Origin of the sequence: Anaeromyxobacter sp. SG64 (genome assembly GCF_022690745.1) — a bacterium.
In the GTDB taxonomy this organism is placed as follows: Bacteria; Myxococcota; Myxococcia; order Myxococcales; family Anaeromyxobacteraceae; genus Anaeromyxobacter; species Anaeromyxobacter soli.
The window spans coordinates 20,992-41,030 of the sequence record NZ_JALCZB010000009.1; the positions used below are offsets into that span (position 1 = coordinate 20,992).

General features: G+C 74.2%; 13 protein-coding genes and 1 pseudogene. 7 read left to right on the forward strand and 7 right to left on the reverse strand.

Features of this window, described 5'->3' with window-relative positions; genetic code table 11:
- Positions 1-5: 5 nt before the first annotated feature.
- The 3 genes from otsB to MNZ29_RS04585 form a co-directional block, all read right to left on the reverse strand.
- A complete protein-coding gene (gene otsB, locus MNZ29_RS04575; protein WP_242337362.1) occupies positions 6-806 on the reverse strand; it encodes a trehalose-phosphatase in 801 nt (266 codons plus the stop codon).
- Positions 803-3,073 (reverse strand): trehalose-6-phosphate synthase, encoded by a 2,271-nt coding sequence (locus MNZ29_RS04580; RefSeq protein ID WP_242353154.1) that lies wholly within the window; start codon positions 3,071-3,073, stop codon positions 803-805. Before MNZ29_RS04580 ends, otsB begins: the two co-directional genes overlap by 4 nt.
- Before the next feature lie 141 nt (positions 3,074-3,214).
- Positions 3,215-3,637, reverse strand: coding sequence for a response regulator (locus MNZ29_RS04585; RefSeq protein WP_242337358.1), 423 nt, complete (start codon positions 3,635-3,637; stop codon positions 3,215-3,217).
- A 142-nt stretch (positions 3,638-3,779) separates the two neighbouring features.
- Between MNZ29_RS04585 and MNZ29_RS04590 the strand changes: the two genes are divergently transcribed.
- From MNZ29_RS04590 to MNZ29_RS04600, 3 genes are all read left to right on the forward strand, one after another.
- Positions 3,780-8,432 carry a GNAT family N-acetyltransferase gene (locus tag MNZ29_RS04590; protein WP_242337356.1) on the forward strand — a complete coding sequence of 1,551 codons (4,653 nt, stop codon included), beginning with the start codon at positions 3,780-3,782 and terminating at the stop codon, positions 8,430-8,432.
- Between the two features lie 10 nt (positions 8,433-8,442).
- The gene (lysS, locus tag MNZ29_RS04595) at positions 8,443-9,573 is read left to right on the forward strand and encodes a homocitrate synthase (protein ID WP_242337354.1); all 1,131 of its coding nucleotides are present in this window, start codon (positions 8,443-8,445) and stop codon (positions 9,571-9,573) included.
- A gap of 158 nt (positions 9,574-9,731) precedes the next feature.
- Entirely contained in the window at positions 9,732-10,577 is an 846-nt protein-coding gene (locus MNZ29_RS04600) for a DMT family transporter (protein ID WP_242337353.1), read from the forward strand.
- A gap of 40 nt (positions 10,578-10,617) precedes the next feature.
- Here MNZ29_RS04600 and MNZ29_RS04605 read toward each other — a convergent pair whose 3' ends face one another.
- The 3 genes from MNZ29_RS04605 to MNZ29_RS04615 form a co-directional block, all read right to left on the reverse strand.
- Positions 10,618-11,787, reverse strand: coding sequence for a patatin-like phospholipase family protein (locus MNZ29_RS04605; RefSeq protein WP_242337351.1), 1,170 nt, complete (start codon positions 11,785-11,787; stop codon positions 10,618-10,620).
- 99 nt (positions 11,788-11,886) lie between these two features.
- The gene (locus tag MNZ29_RS04610) at positions 11,887-12,276 is read right to left on the reverse strand and encodes an amino acid-binding protein (protein WP_242337349.1); all 390 of its coding nucleotides are present in this window, start codon (positions 12,274-12,276) and stop codon (positions 11,887-11,889) included.
- Positions 12,277-12,401: 125 nt separating this feature from the next.
- Positions 12,402-13,427, reverse strand: a complete 1,026-nt coding sequence (locus MNZ29_RS04615; protein WP_242353156.1) for a D-cysteine desulfhydrase family protein — start codon at positions 13,425-13,427, stop codon at positions 12,402-12,404.
- Positions 13,428-13,734: 307 nt separating this feature from the next.
- Here MNZ29_RS04615 and MNZ29_RS04620 point away from each other — a divergent pair, with 307 nt between their 5' ends.
- Positions 13,735-15,321, forward strand: a complete 1,587-nt coding sequence (locus MNZ29_RS04620) for a WD40 repeat domain-containing protein (RefSeq protein ID WP_242353158.1) — start codon at positions 13,735-13,737, stop codon at positions 15,319-15,321.
- A gap of 115 nt (positions 15,322-15,436) precedes the next feature.
- On the forward strand, positions 15,437-16,615 hold the full coding sequence (locus MNZ29_RS04625) for a methyl-accepting chemotaxis protein (protein WP_242337344.1): 1,179 nt from the start codon (positions 15,437-15,439) through the stop codon (positions 16,613-16,615).
- A gap of 24 nt (positions 16,616-16,639) precedes the next feature.
- On the opposite strand, the pseudogene MNZ29_RS04630 reads toward MNZ29_RS04625, so the two are convergent.
- Positions 16,640-17,224 (reverse strand): annotated as a pseudogene (locus MNZ29_RS04630) (DsbA family protein); the annotation flags it as partial.
- Between the two features lie 150 nt (positions 17,225-17,374).
- Between MNZ29_RS04630 and MNZ29_RS04635 the strand changes: the two are divergent.
- The gene (locus tag MNZ29_RS04635) at positions 17,375-17,992 is read left to right on the forward strand and encodes a DTW domain-containing protein (RefSeq protein WP_242337339.1); all 618 of its coding nucleotides are present in this window, start codon (positions 17,375-17,377) and stop codon (positions 17,990-17,992) included.
- A gap of 9 nt (positions 17,993-18,001) precedes the next feature.
- A complete protein-coding gene (tgt, locus tag MNZ29_RS04640; protein ID WP_242337337.1) occupies positions 18,002-20,032 on the forward strand; it encodes a tRNA guanosine(34) transglycosylase Tgt in 2,031 nt (676 codons plus the stop codon).
- Positions 20,033-20,039: the final 7 nt, after the last annotated feature.

Sequence of the window (20,039 nt, forward strand, 5' to 3'; positions counted from 1 at the left end):
CGGAGCTACCGCTCTGGCTGGACCGCGCGCGCGAGCGACTCCGCCCGCGACTCCCGCCCGTCGAGGCGGCTGCGCTCCTCCACGAGCAGGCGGAGGAGATCGTCGATCGCCTCCTGGCTGGCGAGCCGGTACGCCGCGGCGCTCGCCTCGCTCGCGCCGATCACCACGCCGACGACTCCGGGCGCCCGGAACGCGTCCTCGTCGGTGGCGTCGTCGCCGACGTACAGGGCGGTCCGGCAGCCGCTCCGCTCGAGGAGCTCCGCGATGGCGTCCCCCTTCGTCGGCGCGTCCGCCGGGACCGCGTTCACGACCGCGTGGCCGCCGAAGACGCGCGCCCCCGGGAGCGCGGCGGCCGCCTCGCGGATCGCGAGCTCGGCGGCGGCCGGCTCCGCCGCGCGCCGGTAGTGGATCGCGATCGAGAGCCCCTTGTCCTCGATCTCGACGCCCGGGAGGTCGCCGAGGCGCGCCGTGAGCGCCGCGCGCCAGCCGAGCACCGTCCCGCGCGGGGACCGGTCCACCGGCCCGAACCCCGCCTCCGCGCCGTGGTTCCCGACCCACGCCACGAGGGGCACGCCCTCGAGCCGGGGGGCGAGATCCGCGCGGGAGCGCCCCGAGACCACGACGCACGGGTAGAGCAGCGCCGCGACGCGCAGGAGCGCGCGCGTGTCGGGCCGCATCAGGGCGCGGCCGGGCTCGTCCACGATGGGGGCGAGCGTGCCGTCGAAGTCGAACGCGAGGAGCGCCCGGTCGTGCGCGATCGCGGCGATGGCCTGCCGCGAGGGCGCGGCGAGCAGGTCGGGGATCATGGCTTCACCTCGTGGACGCTGCGCAGGCCCAGGTTGAGCCGGGTGGAGAGGCGGTCCCGCTGGCGGAGGCGCGCCGCGTCCACGAGCATGCGCCCCGCCCATCGGTACACGTTGAAGTCGGCCACGAACGCGCGCATCGCGCGCATGCGGGCCGCCTGCTCGTCGGGAGGCATGGCGATGGCCGTCGCGAGCGCCGCGCTCGCCTCCTCGATGTCGTACGGGTTCACGAGGAGCGCCTCGGTGAGCTCGCGCGCCGCGCCGGTGAAGCGCGAGAGCACGAGCACGCCGCGCTCGTCGTCCCGGGCCGCCACGAACTCCTTGGCGACGAGGTTCATGCCGTCGTGCAGCGAGGAGACGTAGCAGACGTCGGCGGCGCGGAGGTACCGGAAGATGGTGGGCGGCTCGTGGTGCGCGCGCAGGAGCGCGATCGGCCGCCACGCACCCTCCGCGAAGCGGGCGTTCACGCGGCTGGCGATCGCGTCGACCCGCTCGGAGAGCTCGCGGTACTTGTCGATGAGCGTGCGGCTCGGCGCGGAGAGCTGGACGAACGTGAAGCGGCCGCGCAGGTGCGGGAAGCGCTCGAGGAGCCGCTCCACCGCGAGCAGCCGCTCCTCGATGCCCTTCGTGTAGTCGAGCCGATCCACCCCGACGCCGAGCTTCGCGTCGGGCGGGAGCCCCAGCTCCGCGAGCACCTGCCGCCGGCACTCCGAGGGCGGCGGCGCCTCCGCGGCCCAGCGGTTCGGCCAGTCGATCGAGATCGGGTAGGCGCGCACGAGCGACTCGCGGCCGCCGAGCACGACCGACTGCCGCTCGCGGTCGAGGCGCGCCTCGAGGAAGCGGTCCACCCCGTCGAAGAAGTTGTTGCAGTGGAGCTGGGTGTGGAAGCCGACGACGCTCGAGCCGAGCATGCCGTCGAGCAGCTCGTTCGCCCACGGGCAGATCCCGAAGCGCTCGGCGTTCGGCCAGGGGACGTGCCAGAAGCTGATGATGGTGGCGCGCGGCAGCCGCTCGCGGATCATCCGGGGCGCGAGGGCGAAGTGGTAGTCCTGCACGAGGACGATCGGGTCGGGCCCGTCCACCTCCTCGCAGACGGCCTCGGCGAAGCGGCGGTTCACGCGCTGGTACTCGCGCCAGTCCTGCGCGCGGAACACCGGTCGCGTATGCGCCACGTGGCAGAGCGGCCAGAGGCCCTCGTTCGAGAAGCCGTAATAGTAGCCGCGCTCCTCCTCCGGCGTGAGCCACACCCGGCGGATCGCGTAGGACTCCTCGCCCGGCGGGACGCGCACCCGGTCGTGGCCGTCCACCGCGGCGCGGTCGGCGGTGCCGCTCCCGTGCGCGACCCACACGCCCGAGCAGGCGCGCATCACCGGCTCGAGCGCGGTCACGAGGCCGCTCGCCGGGTGCAGCACGCGCATGCTCCCGTCCGGCGCGCGGTCGTGGATGTAGGGCTCGCGGTTCGCCAGCGTGACGATCCCCTCGCCGTGGAGCGTCTCCGTCAGCGTCCGGTGGAGCCGCTCGGCCGACCAGCGGCCGCCGGTGCCGTGGCCCTGCTCCGCGGCGAGGTCCGACACGAGCTGGCGGACGTCGGAGAGCAGCGGCTGGAACTCCTTGCGCGGGGAGCGGACGGCGGCCCCCGGGACGGAGCGCCCGAGGGTGAGGACCCGGCGCAGCTCCTCGTTCCACGTCCGCCACGACAGGCGCCGCACGAACACGGTGAGGATCGAGGCGAGGATCGCGACGATCGCGAACGCGCCGGCGGTGTAGCGGCGCAGCGCGGCCTCGCGGCGCGCGACGAAGCTGAGGTCGTGGACGAGCGCGACGTGGGCGAGGACCGCCCCGTCGTCGTCGAGGAGAGGCTGGACGGTGAAGTGGACGAGCCCGCCCTCCGCGTCCTCGACCCGGTCGAGCTCGAGCCGCTCCCCCTCGGCCGGGACCCCGAACCGCTCGCCGAGCGCGTCGCACTCGTACGCGCTCGGGCCGACCCCCGTGCGCGCCACGGTCCGCATCCCGCGCCCGCACACCGACGCCGCCATGATGCGGTCGTCGCGGGCGATCTCGGCGAGCACCGCCCCCACCCGCCGCCGATCGCCCGACGCGAGGTGCGTGGCGAGCGCCTCGCGGGCGCCAGCCACCACGAGGTGCGCGCGCAGGCCGACGTCCTTCTCGTACCAGGCCCGGGCCGTCCCGTTCAGGAGCGCAGCGGCCGCCCAGGCGAGCCCCGCCAGGACGACCACCAGCGGGAGGAGGACCCGAACGAAGGCTCGCACCCGGGCATAGTGCGATCGACTCGTTTGTGTTGCAACCGGCCCCGCGGGCCCACGAGCGGACGGCTCCGCGCGGCGCACCCCGCCGGTGGCGCGCCCGCCACGCAGACGGGTCGCGTCCGCGGCTCTGCAGGGTGGCAGGGATCAGTTCCGGGCGGCCTGCCCGGCGGCCATGCGCTGGGCGCGGCCCGGCTCGACGGCCTGCGGCGGGCAGAACGCCCGCACGACCGACACCAGCCGCTCGAGGTCGAACGGCTTCTCGAGGTGACCGTCCGCGCCGGGCGGGCGCTCCTTCACCGCCGCGCTCATCGTCACGACCGCGAGCGAGCGGAGCCGCGCGTCGGCGCGGATGCGCCCGAGCAGCGCCACCCCGTCGAGCCGCGGGAGGAAGAGGTCGAGCAGCACCAGCGTGGGCCGGAGCCCAGCGTCGTGCAGGATCTCCCAGCCGTCCTCGCCGTCGACGGCCACCTCGACCCGCGCTCCGAGGAGCTCGAGCAGGTCCGCGAGCGCCTCGCGGATTCCGGGATCGTCCTCGACGAGGAGGACCGATGTGCGGCTCAGCGGCATCTCGCCCGAAATCTCCGCCCTCACCCCGGTTTCGGCTACCCCACCCGTCACCCCACGGTCGCGCGACGCCGAACGGTCGCACCGGCGCCGCCCCCCTGCCTCCTGCATCGACAGGGGCCGGGGAGCATGGTTTTCTCCCGCCATGTTCCAGGTGAGGCAAGACTCGCCGTATCCGGCCCTCCTCGCAGCCTGGAGCGCGCCCGGCGCGCCCGAGCCCCAGCTGCTCGACTCGACCCGCGAGGCGCTCGCGTCGGTCCGCCCGGACGACCTCCCGGCCGTCCGCCCGCTCGCCGAGCGCCTGGTGGCCCGGCTCGGGGACCCTGCCACGGCGCGGGCCGCGCGCCGCTCGCTCCACGCGCTCCTCGACGGCGTGCGCCGCCGCTTCTTCACGGGCTCGCTCGCGCCCGAGGCGATCGAGCCGTGGCTCGAGGTCGTCCTGCCGGTGCTCACGGCGACGGACTACACGCTCGGCGAGCTCCTCCGCGCTCGCGAGGAGTCGGATCCGAAGACGGTCGCGTTCCGCGTGATCGGCGACGATCCGGCCGAGCTGACCGTCGCCGAGGTGGCGCGCCGGACGCGCGCGATCGCGCGCGGGATCCTCGCGCTCGTGGACGACGAGCCGGGCGCGAAGGTCGCCATCCTCTCCGAGAACTCGCTCGAGGCGGCGCTCTGCGACCTCGCCTGCCTCACGAACGGCATCGTCGACCTGCCGCTGCCCGCGAACGCCGTCGCCGAGCAGATCGTCTACATGCTGAAGCACTCGGGCGCGCGCGTGCTGCTCGCGTCCGACGAGGAGCAGGTCGCGAAGGTCCTGCCCTCCCTGCCGGCCCTGCCCGAGCTCCGGGAGATCGTGGTCTTCTCCCGGACCGCGGCCGAGCGGAACGGGCTGCTCACGCTCGAGCAGATGGTCGGTCAGGGGGCGGAGTTCGACGACGGAGAGCGCGCCGCGCGCGCCGCCCGCGTGCGCGCCCGCGACGTGGCGACGGTGATGTACACCTCCGGCACCACCGGCAAGCCGAAGGGCATCCTCTTCACGCACGAGAACATCGTCTCGAAGCGCTTCTGCCGGGCCTTCGCGCTGCGCGAGGTGAACGAGGGCGACGTCTTCCTCTGCTACCTGCCGCTCTACCACACGTTCGGGCGGTGGCTGGAGATGACGGGCACGCTGTTCTGGGGCGCGACGTACGTGTTCGCGCGCTCCACGGCGCAGGCGACGCTGCTCGAGGACTTCCGGCGGGTGAAGCCCACGGTCTTCATCTCGGTGCCCAAGAAGTGGATGGAGCTCCAGGACGCGGCGGTCTGGGAGGCGGCGTCGGACGATCCCGACGACATCGCCGCCCACCTGCGCGGGATCACCGGGGGCCGCCTGCGCTACGGGCTCTCCGCGGCGGGCTACCTCGATCCCGGCGTGTTCCGCGCCTTCCACCGGGCCGGCACGGAGCTCTGCTCCGGCTACGGCATGACGGAGGCGACGGGCGGGATCACCATGACGCCGCCCGGCGAGTACGCCGACGACTCCATCGGCCTGCCGCTCCCCGGGATCGAGTGCCGCCGCGCCGACGACGGCGAGCTCCTCGTCCGCGGCCCGTACGTGTCGCCCGGCTACTACGATCCCGGCCCCGAGGATCACGGCGCCGACGCGGAGGGCTGGTTCCACACCGGCGACCTCGTCTCCATCGACCCGGCCGGCCACTACCGGATCACCGGCCGCAAGAAGGAGATCTACAAGAACCGCCAGGGCCAGACGATCGCGCCGCAGCGGGTGGAGAACCTGTTCCGGGACTTCGAGGCGGTCGCCCAGGCGTTCCTGGTCGGCGATCACCGCGAGTACAACACGCTCCTCGTGTGGCCGAACCACGCCTCGTCGGCGGTCCAGGATCGCTCGCCCGAGGAGCTGCGCGAGCTCCTGTCGTCGCTCGTCGCGAGCGCGAACCGCTTCCTCGCGCCGTTCGAGCGCGTCGTGACGTTCCAGGTCCTCCCCCGTGCGCTCGACCTCGAGCACGGCGAGCTCACGCACAAGCACACCTTCAAGCGCGAGGTCGTCGAGAAGTCCTGGAAGGACCTCATCGACAAGATGTACGAGCAGAAGCACCTCGCGCTCGCGCTCGACGGCAGCTTCCTGCGCATCCCGAACTGGGTCCTGCGCGAGATCGGCGTGCTGCAGCACGAGGTCTCCCTCGACGGCGACCTGCTGCGCGCGCGGGACCGCGCGCTGCGCGTCGGCCCCGCGCCCGAGGCGCCCGGCGCCACGCTCATCGGCGATCTCGCCTACACCTCCGAGGGCACCGTCATCGACCTCGGCGCGCTCCTCGCCCGCCCCGCCCTGTGGCTCGGCAACGAGGCGCTGCGGCGCTTCCTGGGGGACGAGGCCTTCGTGTCGCTCGTGTCCCGGCGCCGCAAGGGGACCTCCGATCTCCGCCTCGACGCGCGCGTGTGGCCGGCCCCCGAGCCGGAGCGGCTGAAGCCCATGCTCGACGTGGTGGACCGGGCAGAGGTGAGCTTCTGGTCGATCCACGTGGCCGGCGAGCTGCTCCGCGCGGAGCGCCCCGAGGCCCGCCGCGCCATCAGCCACCTGCACATCGGGCTCGCCGTCTCGGAGAGCGAGCACGCCGGGCTCTGCCGCGCGCTCCTCCGGCGCGCCGCGGACGCGCCGGACGAGGACGTCCGCCGGCGCGCGTTCCGAGTGCTCCTCCCGAACGAGGAGCCCGCGGAGACGCTCGGCACGCTCCGCCTCTTCCTCGACCGGATGGGCGCGCTGGCGCTCCGCGACGAGGACCTCGCCGACCTCGGCGAGCGCGGCCTCACCGACGCCCAGGTCCAGGCGCTCCTCGCGCACCTCTCCTCGGACAAGGTGCGCTTCGAGCTCGCGGATCCCTCCGACCGGCGCCAGCTCGTCGGGACGATGCGGCTCCTCACCGCGACGGCGATCGCCCACCCGCAGTACTTCGCCAAGGTCCGCATCCCCCTCGCGCGCCTCACCCTCCACGAGGACGCGGAGATCTCGGCGCGCGCGGGCGAGGAGCTCGATCGCCTGCGGCGCGGCTTCTCGAACTGGGTCGGCCCGAACCTCCGGCTCGCCATCGATCCGCAGACGGGCTCCGAGTACGGCTGGAAGGACGTGCTCGTCTTCGACGAGGGCGTCCCGGCGGAGGGGCGGACCCACCTCCTGCAGGCGCTCGCGGACGCGACCATCGTCCGCGCGTCCGTGTTCGTCCTCGGCAAGGGGGTGCTCATCTCCCTCGCGGACATCCCGCCCGGCGGCGCGGCCGTGTCGCTCCTCGGCCGCCAGCACGGGAAGAGCGTCTACCGGCTCTCGATCCACACCCGCGCGAAGGAGATCTTCGACGTCGCCATCAACGTCGCGGAGGACATGAACTTCTACGAGCTGAAGCAGGAGGTCTCGTGGCTCCTCGCCGCGGGCGCCCCGCCGCCGCTCGTCGAGCAGTTCGCCGGCTACTTCGCGGAGTGGGGCATCTTCACCGAGGAGTTCATCCCCGGCGCCGACGTGGAGCGCCAGGCCGCGCGGCTCCTGCGCCAGGGCGAGGCGGCGCGCCTCAAGCTGCTCTGGCCGTTCCTCGTGTGGACCGCGCTCGAGCTGCACGTGCGGTTCTGGGGCCGGACCGGCCGGCGGCTCGCCCTGCGCGAGCCCTCCCCCGCCGCGTTCATCGTGCCCTCGCACGACTACCAGACCGGCGCGCGGCTCGTGTCCATCTCGGATCGCTCGGCGTGCAGGACCTTCGACGAGCTCATCGAGCGGTTCGAGCGCTCGTTCATCCAGCGCATCGAGGCGCAGCGGCCGGACCTCCAGGGCCAGATCGACGACCGGGTCCTGCTCTCCGCGGTGGTCGAGGCGCTCGGCTACGAGCGCGGGGTCGCGCTCCTCGAGGACGCGGCGCAGAAGTCACGGCGCGCCGTCGCCATCGAGACCTTCCTCGAGCGGCTCCGCGAGAACGGCTTCACCCCGCAGCGCGTCTTCTTCGCGGCGCGCCGCTACCGGCGCTGGCTCGCCGCGACGCCGGGGGCGACGGTGGAGGCGAAGGGCAAGATGCTCGGCGAGCTGTGGGGCACCTACCGCCTCTCCGAGGTCGAGGCCTCCTGGCCGGACACCCGCCTGCGCTTCTTCCGCAAGACGGTGTTCGAGGACGCCCGGCCGGAGCTCTGCGCGGCGCTCGATCGCCTGATGCACCGCGCCCGCGGGCTGCCCGCCGACGGGCTCGACCTCGAGGAGCAGGTGGCCGCGGTGCGCTCCGCCGTGCGCCCGACGGCCGAGGAGGATTACTTCCTCGCCCGGATGACCTACCGCTACCTCGCACCCACCGACGAAGTGGCGCTCATCTCGATGCCGTCCGGCGGCCACTACGTCACCGAGGTGGTCGTCGCGCTCACCGACGAGGAGGGCAACCGCTTCGCGGTCCGCGGGCCGATCTCGCCGCGCGAGGTGGCCCGCCTCCTCCACATGTTCCACGAGGCGAACCTGCAGGTGACGTTCACCACCGAGCACGAGTTCCTCGTGGCCCTCGACGCGAAGGACACGCCCATCGCCGGCCTCTTCTACCGGCAGGTGAGCGCGGACCGGATCCACATGGAGAAGATCGTCGTCGCGCGGCGGCACCGCGGCAAGGGCGTGTCGGACGGCCTCATGCGCGAGTTCGTCCGGCGGCTCCGCGCGCGGGGCGTGAAGCGGCTCGAGACGGGCTACTTCCAGCCCGAATACCTCCGCCGCTACGGCTTCCGCACCGACCCGACCTCCGGCGGGCTCGTGTGCGACCTCGACCACGAGGGGATCCGCTTCTAGGGCGACCACCATGGCCAAGACCACCTGGAAGCTCATCGACACGACCCTCCGCGAGGGCGAGCAGTTCGCGAAGGCCGCGTTCCGCACCGAGGACAAGCTCGAGATCGCGCGCGCCCTCGACACCTTCGGCGTGGAGTACATCGAGGTCACGACCCCGGCCGCCTCGCCCCAGTCGCAGCGCGATCTCGCACAGATCGTGAAGCTCGGCCTCGCCGCCAAGATCATCACCCACACGCGCTGCATCCTCGACGACGTGATGGCGGCGATGGACACCGGCGTCCGGGGCGTGGGCCTGTTCTTCGCGACGAGCCGCATCCTGCGCGAGGCCTCGCACGCGAAGTCGCTCCAGCAGATCATCGACGCGATGGGCCCGCCCATCGAGGCGGCGCTCTCCGCCGGGCTGGAGGTCCGCTTCTCCGCGGAGGACGCCTTCCGCTCGGACGTCCAGGACCTCCTGGCGGTGTACCGCGCCGCCGAGAAGCTCGGCGTCCACCGGGTCGGCATCGCGGACACGGTGGGCATCGCCACGCCGCGCCAGGTCTACGCGCTCGTGCGCGAGGTCCGGAGCACGGTGAGGTGCGACATCGGCTACCACGGCCACAACGACACCGGCTGCGCGATCGCCAACTCCTACGAGGCGATCTCGGCCGGGGCGACGCACGTGGACGTGTCCGTGCTCGGCATCGGCGAGCGGAACGGCATCACGCCGCTCGGCGGCCTCGTCGCGCGCATGTTCTCGCTCGAGCCGCAGGTCGTCGCCGAGCGCTACCGGGTCGGTCAGCTCCGGGAGCTGGAGCGGCTCGTGGCCCGGGTCACGGGGATCGAGATCCCCTTCAACAACTTCGTCACCGGCGAGACCGCCTACTCGCACAAGGCGGGCATGCACCTCAAGGCCCAGATGACGAACCCGGGCGCCTACGAGATCATCCCGCCGGAGGCGTTCGGCCTCACCCGCCGCCTCATCGTGGGGAGCCGCCTCACCGGCCGCCACGCCATCGCCTACCGGGCCCGCGAGATGGGCATCACCTTCGGCGAGTCCGAGCTGAAGGCGATCACGCGTCGGATCAAGGAGCTCGCCGACGCGGGCGAGCTCTCGGAGGCGCAGATCGACGAGGTGCTCCGCGACTGGGTGACCGCTTGAGCGACAGGTGATTCGCAAGCGCCCCGGCGGGCTCGCTACGCTCGCCTGGTCGCGACTCGCGATCGGCCCGTGCCCGGCGCGCCCCGCGCGCGCCCGGCACGCAGACGACGGCGTAACCTGCGCGCGCCGGCCGGCGCGTGCGCTACACTGCGCGCCCCGTGCTCACGAGCCGCCTCCTCATCCTCGCAGCCGCGGTGCTCTGGTCCACGGCCGGCGCCGCCATCAAGACGAGCGGCCTCGACGGCTGGCAGCTCTCCGGCGGCCGCTCGCTCGTCGCCGGCCTCTTCCTCCTCGCCGCCGTGCGCGAGGCGCGGCGGCGCCCCACCCTGCGCGTCCTCCTCGTCTCCGTCGCCTACGCCTTCACGGTGGTGCTGTTCGTCGTCGCGACGAAGCTCACCACCGCCGCGAACGCGATCTTCATCCAGGACGCGGCGCCGCTCTTCGTGCTCTTCCTGTCACCGCTGCTCCTGCGCGAGCTCCCCACCCGAGGCGAGCTCCTCGCGGTGCCGATCTACGCGCTCGGCCTCGGGATGTTCTTCCTCGACGAGCTCTCGGGCGGGCAGCTCGCGGGGAACCTCATCGCCGTCGGCTCGGGGATCGCGTTCGCCTTCTCGATCGTCGGGCTGCGGCTCCTCAGGGACGAGGGGCCCGCGGCCCTCGTCTACGGGAACTTCCTCGCCGCGCTCGTGGCGCTGCCGGTGGGGCTCGGCGGCCCCGCGCCGACGCCGCTCGACCTCGGCCTCGTCCTCTACCTCGGCATCTTCCAGCTCGGCCTCGCGTACCTCTGCTTCTCGCGCGGCCTCCTGCACACGCCCGCGGTCGAGGCGTCGCTGCTCATGCTGCTCGAGCCGGTGCTGAACCCGATCTGGACCTTCCTCGCCGCCGGCGAGCGCCCCGGCCCGTGGGCGATCGCGGGCGGCGCGGTGGTGCTCGCGGCGACCGCCTGGCGGACCGTCGCCCCCGTCGTGGCGGCGCGCGCCGCGGCCTGGGGATCGAGAGGCTGAGCGGAGCGGCGTGCCGGACGCGCCGCCCGCGAGCGATCCTCTACCCCCGCGCCCGCTCCCGCTGCGGGGCCCCGAGGAAGAACTCCTGCAGCTCGTCCCGGCGCGTCATCGTGTCGACGTACCCGAGGTCCATCACGCGCTTCAGGTAGATCGGCTCGAACGCGAGATACGAGAGCAGGTCCTCGCCCGCGTGACCGGTCGCGCCGATCCCCTTCAGCAGATACCGCAGCATCGCCGGGAACCGATCGTACTCGTCGGCCGCGAGCTTGCCGAGGTCCTGCGACGGGCGGAGGACGAGGGCCGGCACCGGCCTGAGGTCGACGTCCTGGTGGTTCAGCTTCTCGCGCGGGATGAGCGCGAGGGTCTTGTTGATCCGCTGCAGGCGCTCGAGGTCGGAGTCGAGCGAGTCGAGGAACACCGCGTTCAGCAGCACGCCGGCGATCTCGGAGAGCGGGAGCTGCTCGTCCCTGTCCTTCGCCTGGCGCTTCAAGGTCTCCCCGGGCGGCCGCAGGTACCGCACGCTGATGGCGAGGATCCGCTCGGCCCCGAGGTGGATGGCCGGGCTCATCGGGTGGCTCATCCGCACGCAGCCGTCCCCGTAGTACGTGCCCTCGACGCGGATGGGCGGGAAGAACACCGGGATCGCCGCCGAGGCCATCACGTGGTCCAGGGTGAGGCGGGCGCGGATCCCGAGCCGCGTCGAGCGGAGCCACGGCTTGATGTCCGCCGCGCCCTCGAAGAACGTGACGCCGGCGCCGGTGTGGTAGTTCGTCGCGGAGACCGCGAAGGCGCGCAGCCGCCCGGTGCGGAGGTGCCGGCGCATCCGGCCCATCGGCACCTGGCTCTCGAGCAGCCGGCGGAGCGGGGCGGGATCGAGCAGGTAGTTGATGCCGGACTTGCCGATGAGGCCGCCCGCGGACAGATCGCGGAGCCAGCGGCTCCCGATGCTCGCGAGCCGCAGGGTGCCCGTCCGGTAGACACGGTCGGGCGTGAGGGACTCCCAGGTCGCGCGCAGGCGGTGGGTCGCACGGGCGAAGTCCTCGGCGCCCGTGGAGATGACGAAGGAGTTGATGGCCCCCGCGCTGATCCCCGCGATGATGTCGAACGGGAGCGGGCCCGGGCCGAGCACGTCGGAGAGGGCGCGAAGCGCCCCGACCTGATACGCGGCGCGGGCGCCTCCGCCCGTCAGCACGAGGCCCGTGTGGCCCACGGACCAAAGGTAGCGCCGCCTACGCAGCGCGGCATCCTGTCTGCGTGGGATGCCGCGTCACGTCGGCCCGGTGCGGCGTCCCGATCCGGGCCTGGGATGTCAGCGGAGGGCCTTCAGCGCCGCTTTCACGTCGGGGACGGCGAGGTAGAGGTTCATGCTCCGGGCGCTGCCGGCGGCCCCGACGTAGGCGTACTGCACGTTGATTCCCGCCGCGCCCAGGCGGTCCGCCACCTTCCCGACCGAGTCGGGCCGGTCGGGGACCGTGACCTCGACAACCTCGTCCTCCGTGCTCTCCCAGCCGTGCGCCGTGAGGATCCGCCTCGCGGCCGCCGGCCTGTCGACCACGAGGCGGACGAAGCCGCGTCCGTCCATCGAGGCCGCCATGAACGCCCGGATCGTGACGCCCTTCTCGCCGAGCGCGTCGGCGAGCTTGCCGAGGGTTCCGGGCCGGTCCTCCACCCACGCCGAGATCTGCTTCGCCCTGGGCATGCGCGCCTCCTGGCCGCCGCGAGCTTGCGCGGTGAACGGAGCACACATAATCCGGCGCGCCCGGACGTCCAGCGTCCGAGCGTGCAGCCCCCGTCGGCCCGCCGCTCGCTCGCGGCGTGCGCCGCTCACCCGGCGGTACCGAGCCGCTCCGCGAACGGGAACAGGCCGAAGGCCCCGCCGGTGTGCAGGAACACGACGCGTGACGCCGGGAGCCCACCGGGCTCGGAGGCGCGGCGCGCGACGCCGAGCATGGCCTTGCCGGTGTAGACCGGGTCGAGGAGGACGCCGTCCACACGCGCAGCGCGGCGGATGACCTGAAGCCCCTCGTCGGTCGCCTGCGCGTATCCCGGCCCGATGAAGCCGTCGTCCACGGCGATCTCGTCCTCGGGGACGCCCGGCAGCTCCGGCCAGCGCCGCCGGGCGTCGGCGCAGAGCCCGGCGATGGCGGCGCGGAAGTAGGCGGCGTCGTTGCAGACCGCGAACCCGAGCGGCCGCGCCTCGCGCCAGCCCGCGACGCGGACGCCGAGCTCCAGCCCCGCGCCCGTTCCGCCCGAGCCCGCCGCGTAGGCGATCGTCACGGGCCCCGTGCGCCAGGCCTCGGGGAGCTGCGCGCGGAGCTCCGCCACCGCGGCCACGTAGCCGAGGCTGCCGAGCGCGCTCGAGCCGCCCTCGGGGATGACGTAGGGTCGCCGGCCGGCGGCGCGGAGCTCGGCGGCCACCGCCTCCATGACCTCCGCGCGCCGCCGGTACTCGTCGTGCGAGACCCAGCGGAGCTCGGCTCCGGCCAGCCGGTCCAGGAGCGCGTTCGCCTCGAGCGCCGGCGGCCGCGACGGATCGGGGACGCGGAGCAGGACCACCGCGGCGAGCCCGCGCCTCGCAGCGGCGAACGCCGTCGCCCGGCAGTGGTTCGACTGGACGCCGCCGCAGGTCACGAGCGTGTCGGCCCGGCCCGCCTCGGCCTCCGCGATCAGGAACTCGAGCTTCCGCGCCTTGTTGCCGGAGAGCTCGAGCCCCGTGAGGTCGTCGCGCTTGTAGAGGAGGTCGAGGCCGAGCTCCGCGCCGAGGCGCGGCGAGCGCTCGAGCGGCGTCGGCAGGCGAGCCAGGGCCACGCGCGGCGCGAGGTGCACGGTGGGTGGGGTCGGCGGGGTCATGGCGGGCGAGCCTAGCACCGCGCCCCGATCCGCTGACACGCATGGCAAGGGGACGCGCCCGCCCGGCCGCCTGCACCGCGAGCGCCATGCAGGGGGGCGCGCGAGCGAGCGATCCGGCGTCCGCCCGCGGACGCGCCGACCCGTCCACGACCTTGCCGCCTCGGCGCAAAGCCGTTCCACGCGCGCGCAACGGCGTTGCCGCGCGCGCACGCCAGTCTGGCCGGTTCGGCGTGGCCCGCGGCTCGCAACTCGCTCGAGCGGCACTCGTGCGCCCTCCGGTCAGCCGGCGCGGGCGCGGGGAGAACGGATGACGAGACGGGGGTGGGTGGGGCTCGGCGCGGTCCTCTGCGTCCTGGCCGTGGCGTGCGGCGGCTCGGGCTCGAGCGACAAGACGCCGTCAGGCGGGACCGGCGGCGACGGCGGCGGGGGCGGCGGGACCACGCCGACGCCCCCGCCCGTGACCCCACCTCCGCCGGAGCAGCCGCCCGGCTTCCAGTTCGGGACGCAGGGTCCGTGGCCCGTCGCGAACGCGATCTACGGCGCGAAGGACGGGATCGAGGAGACGCCCGTGGTCGCGATGACCACCGACGAGGCGCAGAACCGCTGGGTGGCCACGCCGCGCGCGCTCTACCTGCTGCGCCCGGGCGAGACGACCTTCCGCCGCTTCGACGAGGTGGACGGCCTGCACCTCGGCGCGATCACCGGACGGACGCCCGGCCCGGTGGGCTGGGCGAAGTACTGCGACAAGGCGCCGATCCCCGACGACCGGCCGTGCAACGGCGACCTCGTGTGGGGCGGCGCGGCGTCGGAGGGGATCAAGGCCATCGTGGGCGGCGGCAAGAACGAGGTGTTCATCGGCTACGACGGCGACCAGACGCGCGGCGCGGACGGCGAGCCGATCCCGTGCCTCGACGCGGACGATCCCGTCGGCTGGAAGGGCTTCGACTACTGCGACCCGCTCCGCCACAGCGGGAAGGTGGACTGGGTGCGCCTCGCGGAGGACGGCACGCTGCAGGTGGTGCGGTTCGACCTCCTGTCGAACCGCTACGGCGCGAAGTACTGGCACGACCGGACGATCAGCCGGCTCGCGTACGACCACTTCGTCCACCCGGGCACGCTCTACACCGGCGCGAACCACGGCGTGTCGATCCTCTTCCCGGCGAAGTACCGGGAGCCGGCGCCCGGCGAGTGGTTCGACATCGCGTACTCCGAGTACATGGGCGACCACCAGCACGCGCGCGTCTGCTACCACGAGGTCTGCGGCCCCGACGGCGAGAGCGCCAGCATGCGCGTCGGCGAGTGGCTCGGGCTCGCCATCGACGCGGAGGGGCGCCTCTGGCACGCCGGCAAGTGGACGGCGGGCCGGATCACCTGGGTCGACGACGCGTACGAGTGGCACCATCGCTACGGCGCCGCCTTCGACGCCGCGTTCGGCGACCCGTGGATGGACGGGGCGCGGACGAGCCCGCCGGTGTTCGACGTGACGGAGTCGGGCGACCCGGTGTACCTGACGGCCGTGTCGGCGTGCCCCGACGGGCGGGTCTGGTTCTCGAGCCGTGGGCCGACCACGGGCAACGCGGCGGCCCGCAAGGACGCGGTCGCGGTGTGGGACGGGAAACGCTTCGCCTATCTCACCGCGTCCCAGGTCGGCCTCGGCGAGGCCGGGGTCCGGGATCTGGCGTGCCTCCCGGACGGACGGCTCGCGATCGCGGGCTACACGACCGGCCTCTCCGTCTACGACCCGGCCACCGGGACCTCCAGGCCCATCCGCGCCGCCTCGGGGCTCATCCCCAGCGACCGCGTGAGCGCGCTCGAGGTGGACCGCATGGTCGTACCGCCCGCGCTCCACGTGGCGACGGCGTCGGGCGCCGCGGTGCTCCGGACGCTCCCGTAGCCGCGCCGGCCGGTGCGTGCGGGCGGCACCTACCCGCCCGCACCGGTCGCCGAGTGGCCCACCCGCGGGAATCCGCGGTAGAACGGCGCAAACGCTCTCGAGCGGAGGCTCGTCCGTGCGCCTTTCCATGCGGCTCAAGATCGCGGGGCTGGTCGGCGTCGCGACGGGGGTCACCGCGATCCTCGACACCGTCGTCTTCCACGTCCTGCACGAGGAAGCCTCCGCGGCCGTCCTCGCGCGCGGGCTCGGCCTGGCCATCGCCATCTCCCTCACCGCCGCGGCGATCTCCTACCAGGTCGCGCGGCGCCTGACCCGGCCGCTCGAGCGGCTGCGCGACACGGCGGCGGCCATCGCGGCCGGCGACCTGGCCAGGCAGATCGACGTCGACGCGACCGCCGAGACCGCGGACCTCGCCGCGAGCTTCGGCGCGATGATCGAGGGGCTCCAGGCCACCATCGCCGAGCTGCGCGAGGCGGCGCTGACCCTGGACGGCCGCTCGAGCGACATCCTCGGCTCCGTCACCCGCCAGGCGGCCATGGCCGCGCAGCAGGCGGCCGCCATCAACGAGACCTCGACCACCGCGTCCGAGATCGCCCAGACCTCCAAGCAGGCGACGCAGCACGCCGACTCGGTCATCGAGATGACGCGTCGCTCCGACGATCTCTCGCAGGAGGGGCTCCAGACCGTCGAGGAGGCGGTGAAGGCGAGCGCGAGCCTCGGCGAGCAGGTCAACCGGATCGCCTCCAGCATGAGCGGGCTGAGCGAGCGCACGCTGCAGGTCGGCGAGATCATCTCCTCGGTGAAGGACCTCGCGGAGCAGTCGAACCTGCTGGCGCTGAACGCGTCCATCGAGGCGTCGAAGGCGGGCGAGCACGGGCGCGGGTTCGCGGTCGTCGCCATGGAGATGCGCAACCTCGCCGAGCAGTCGCGCCAGGCCGCCGTGCAGATCCGCGCGATCCTCCAGGAGATCCAGCGGAGCGCCCGCGACGCGGCCTCGGCGACCGACGAGGGCGCGAAGCGCGCGTCCGCGGCCATGGGGCTCGCGCGGAGCGCCGGCGAGGCCATCGAGGGGCTCGCGATGGTGATCCGCGAGTCGGCCGTCGCCGCCCGGCAGATCGCCAACAACACCCGGCAGCAGACCATCGGGGTGGACCAGATGGTCGCCGCGATCTCCGAGCTCTCGCAGGCGATCAACGAGAGCGCCGAGGGCACGCGGACGATCGAGCAGGGCACCGCCGCGCTGTCCGAGATCTCGAAGCAGCTCGCCTCGGCGGTGCAGCGCTACAGGGTCTAGGCTCCCCGAACCGCGGGCGCCCGCTCACCGCTCCGCGCGGCGCCGCGCGCCCGCGCGCCGCGCGGCCTCCGCCAGCACCTCGTACGGCTGGCAGCCCACGATCCGCGCCACCGGTCGCGCACCGGGCCCGGCGGAGAAGTCGAACGTCGGGACGCCGCCGACCCCGGCCTCCCGGGCGGCGCGCCGCGCCGCGTCCACGCACGCGAGCGCCCCCGGCTCGTCCGCCGCCGCGAGCGCGGCGGCCGGATCGAGCCCCACCGCGCGCGCGACGTCCGCGAGCTCCTCGTCGCGGTCGAGGTCCCGCCCCTCGCGCCAGTACGCGTCGAAGGCGGCCGCGCGGAAGGCCTCGAGCTTCCCGGCCTCGCGCGCGTACTGCGCCGCGGCGAGCGCGCGGCGGGTGCTCACGAGCCGGTCGGGCGCGCGCAGGTCGCGGAGGCCGAAGCCCGCGGCGAAGCTCTTCACGTACTCCAGCACGGCGGCGGGGTCCGCCAGATGGGCCACGAGCGGGAGGCCGCCACGCGGCGTGCCCGGGTGCAGCTCGTAGCCGACCCAGTCCACCTCGATGTCGTACTCCGCCTGCAGCCTGACCAGGCTGCTCCGCTCCGCGACGAAGCAGAACGGTCAGACGAAGTCGGAGAACAGCCGCACGATGGCGCCCATGGTACAGGGCTCTAACGAGGGCGGCCGCTCCGCTCCACTCCCGGCGCGGGTACGGGCGGCGCGGCGCGCGGCCCCGCGCCGTGATAGATCCGGCAGCCCGTGCCACGCCCTCTCCAGCGCTGTCCGCGCTGCCGCTTCCCGCCCGAGTTCTGCCTCTGCCCCGCCATCCCGAGGCTCGCGGCGCCGTTCCGCCTCGTCGTGGTCCGGCACGCCAGCGAGCGCGAGCGGATGTCCAACACGGCGCGCTGGGCGGCCCTCGCGCTCGACGGAGCGGAGATCCTGGAGCACGCCCTCCCCGGCGTCCCGCTCGACGAGACGCTGCTCCGCGCCCCGGGCGCGGTCGCGCTCTTCCCCTCGCCGCGCCCGGAGGACGCGGCCGCGCCGGCCACGCCGCCGCCGATCCTGGTCGTCCCGGACGGCACCTGGACACAGGCTCGCCGGATGATGCAGCGCCTCCCCGCGCTCCAGCGGCTCCCGCGCCTGTCGCTCCCGGGGCCGCCTGCCGGGCTGCGACTCCGGCGGCCGCCGTGGCCGGACGGGATGTCGACGCTCGAGGCGATCGCCGGCGCGCTCGCGGCGTTCGGCGCGGGCGACGCGTCGGCGCGGCTCCTCGCGCTGCACGACGCGGGCGTCGAGCGCGTGCTCCGGCTCAAGGGGACGTGGGACGCCGACTCCGCCGCCGCGATCGCGCGTCGCCGCGCGACCGAGGTCTCCTAGAGGATCCCGATGCCCTTCGCCTACCAGCCCGGCCCGAGGGACGCCGCGACCCGCGCGCGCCGCGGCGCGTTCACGACGCCCCACGGCCGCGTCGAGACGCCGGCGTTCATGTCCGTCGGCACGCGCGCGAGCGTGACCGGCATGACGCCCGAGGAGCTCCACGCGCTCGGCGCCGAGATCATCCTCGGGAACACCTACCACCTGCTGCTCCGCCCCGGACCGGAGCTCGTCCGCGACATGGGCGGGCTCCACCGCTTCATGCGCTGGTCCGGGCCCATCCTCACCGACTCCGGCGGGTTCCAGATCTTCTCGCTCTCGCACGACCGCGTGATCTCCGAGGAGGGCGCCCGCTTCCGCAGCTACGTGGACTGCAGCGCGCAGCTCCTCTCGCCGGAGCGCTCGATCGAGGTCCAGACCGCCCTCGGCTCGGACGTGATGATGGTGCTCGACGTGTGCCTCCCGTCGACCGCGGAGCCCTCCGCGATCCGCGAGGCCATGGGCCGGACCCACCGCTGGGCGCTCCGCAGCCTCGCCGCCCGGACCAACCCGGAGCAGGCGCTCTTCGCCATCGTGCAGGGCGGGCTCGTCCCGGAGCTCCGCGCCGAGTCGGCGCGCTTCCTCACGCAGCACGCCTTCGACGGGTTCGCCATCGGGGGCCTCGCGGTGGGCGACACGCGCGCCGAGCGCTTCGACGTCGTGGGCCGGACCGCCGAGCTCCTCCCCGACGAGCGCCCGCGCTACCTCATGGGCGTCGGCACCCCGCCGGACATCCTCGAGGCCATCGGTCACGGCGTCGACATGTTCGACTGCGTGCTGCCGACCACGATGGCCTGGCAGGGCACCGCGTTCACCTCCACCGGGCGCGTGCGCCTCACCCGCGGGGAGCACCGCACGAGCCAGGCGCCGCTCGACGCCGCGTGCGGGTGCTCGACCTGCGGGGGCTACACGCGCGGCTACCTGCACCACCTCGTGAAGTGCCGGGAGCCGCTCGGGCCGCGGCTCCTCTCCGTCCACAACCTGCACCACTACCTCGACCTCATGCGCGAGGCGCGCGCCGCCATCGAGGCCGGGAGCTACGCCGCGTTCGCGAAGGCGAAGCTCGACGAGCTCGACCGGCACGAGCACGACGCCTCGCGGCGTCCTCCGGGGAGGAAGACGACCGTGAGCCCGACCCAGGCCGGAGACACGACGGGGGCCGCGGCCGCGGTCGAGGGCGCGACCGGGACCGCCGCCCCGCGCTTCGAGATCGTCACCACCTCCCTCGGCGCGGCCGCGGTCCGCGATGCCCGCGCGGGCGAGGTCATGCACCCCGTCATCGGTCCGGACGTGGAGTCCGAGCGGCTGTACGTGGCCCAGTCCCGGCTGCGCGAGCGGCTCGCCGCGCCCGGCCCCCGGCTCGTGCTGCTGGACGTGGGCCTCGGCGCGGCCTCCAACGCGCTCGCCGCGCTGCGCGCCGCCGAGACGCTCGCCGCCCCGGGCCGCGGCCTCGAGATCGTGAGCTTCGAGCAGGACCTCGGCGCGCTCGCGCTCGCGACCTCCGAGGACGGCGCCGCGCGGCTCGGGCTCGACCCGGACTCGCTCTCCGCCGCCCGCGCGCTCCTCTCGAGCGGCCGCCACGAGTCGCCGCGCGTCGTCTGGCGACTCGTCCAGGGCGACCTGCTCGCGACGCTCCCGCGCGAGGAGGTGCGCGCCGACGTCGTCTTCTGGGATCCCTTCTCGCCGAAGGCGAACCCGTCGCTCTGGACCTGGGCGGCCTTCACGGCCGCGCGCGCCCGCTGCGGCGACGCGGCCACGCTCTACACGTACAGCACCGCCACCGCGACCCGCGCCGCGCTCCTGCTCGCAGGCTTCCACGTGGGCCAGGGCGATCCCAGCGGCCCGAAGGAGCAGACCACCGCCGCCGCCACGGATCCGGCGCTCCTCGCGCGTCCGCTCGACGCGCGCTGGCTCGCGCGGCTCGAGCGCTCCAGCGCGCCGTTCCCCGACGACGCCCCGCCGGACGCCCTCGAGCGGATCCGCGCGCATCCGCAGTTCAGGTGAGGGCAGG

What these genes read in the sequence shown, in the direction of transcription:
- MNZ29_RS04610 (WP_242337349.1), bottom strand. Translation starts at nt 12,276, where the DNA reads ATGCCCAGGGCGAAGCAGATCTCGGCGTGGGTGGAGGACCGGCCCGGA.
- MNZ29_RS04620 (WP_242353158.1), top strand. Translation starts at nt 13,735, where the DNA reads ATGACGAGACGGGGGTGGGTGGGGCTCGGCGCGGTCCTCTGCGTCCTG.
- tgt (WP_242337337.1), top strand. Translation starts at nt 18,002, where the DNA reads ATGCCCTTCGCCTACCAGCCCGGCCCGAGGGACGCCGCGACCCGCGCG.
- MNZ29_RS04590 (WP_242337356.1), top strand. Translation starts at nt 3,780, where the DNA reads ATGTTCCAGGTGAGGCAAGACTCGCCGTATCCGGCCCTCCTCGCAGCC.
- MNZ29_RS04615 (WP_242353156.1), bottom strand. Translation starts at nt 13,427, where the DNA reads ATGACCCCGCCGACCCCACCCACCGTGCACCTCGCGCCGCGCGTGGCC.
- lysS (WP_242337354.1), top strand. Translation starts at nt 8,443, where the DNA reads ATGGCCAAGACCACCTGGAAGCTCATCGACACGACCCTCCGCGAGGGC.
- MNZ29_RS04585 (WP_242337358.1), bottom strand. Translation starts at nt 3,637, where the DNA reads ATGCCGCTGAGCCGCACATCGGTCCTCCTCGTCGAGGACGATCCCGGA.
- otsB (WP_242337362.1), bottom strand. Translation starts at nt 806, where the DNA reads ATGATCCCCGACCTGCTCGCCGCGCCCTCGCGGCAGGCCATCGCCGCG.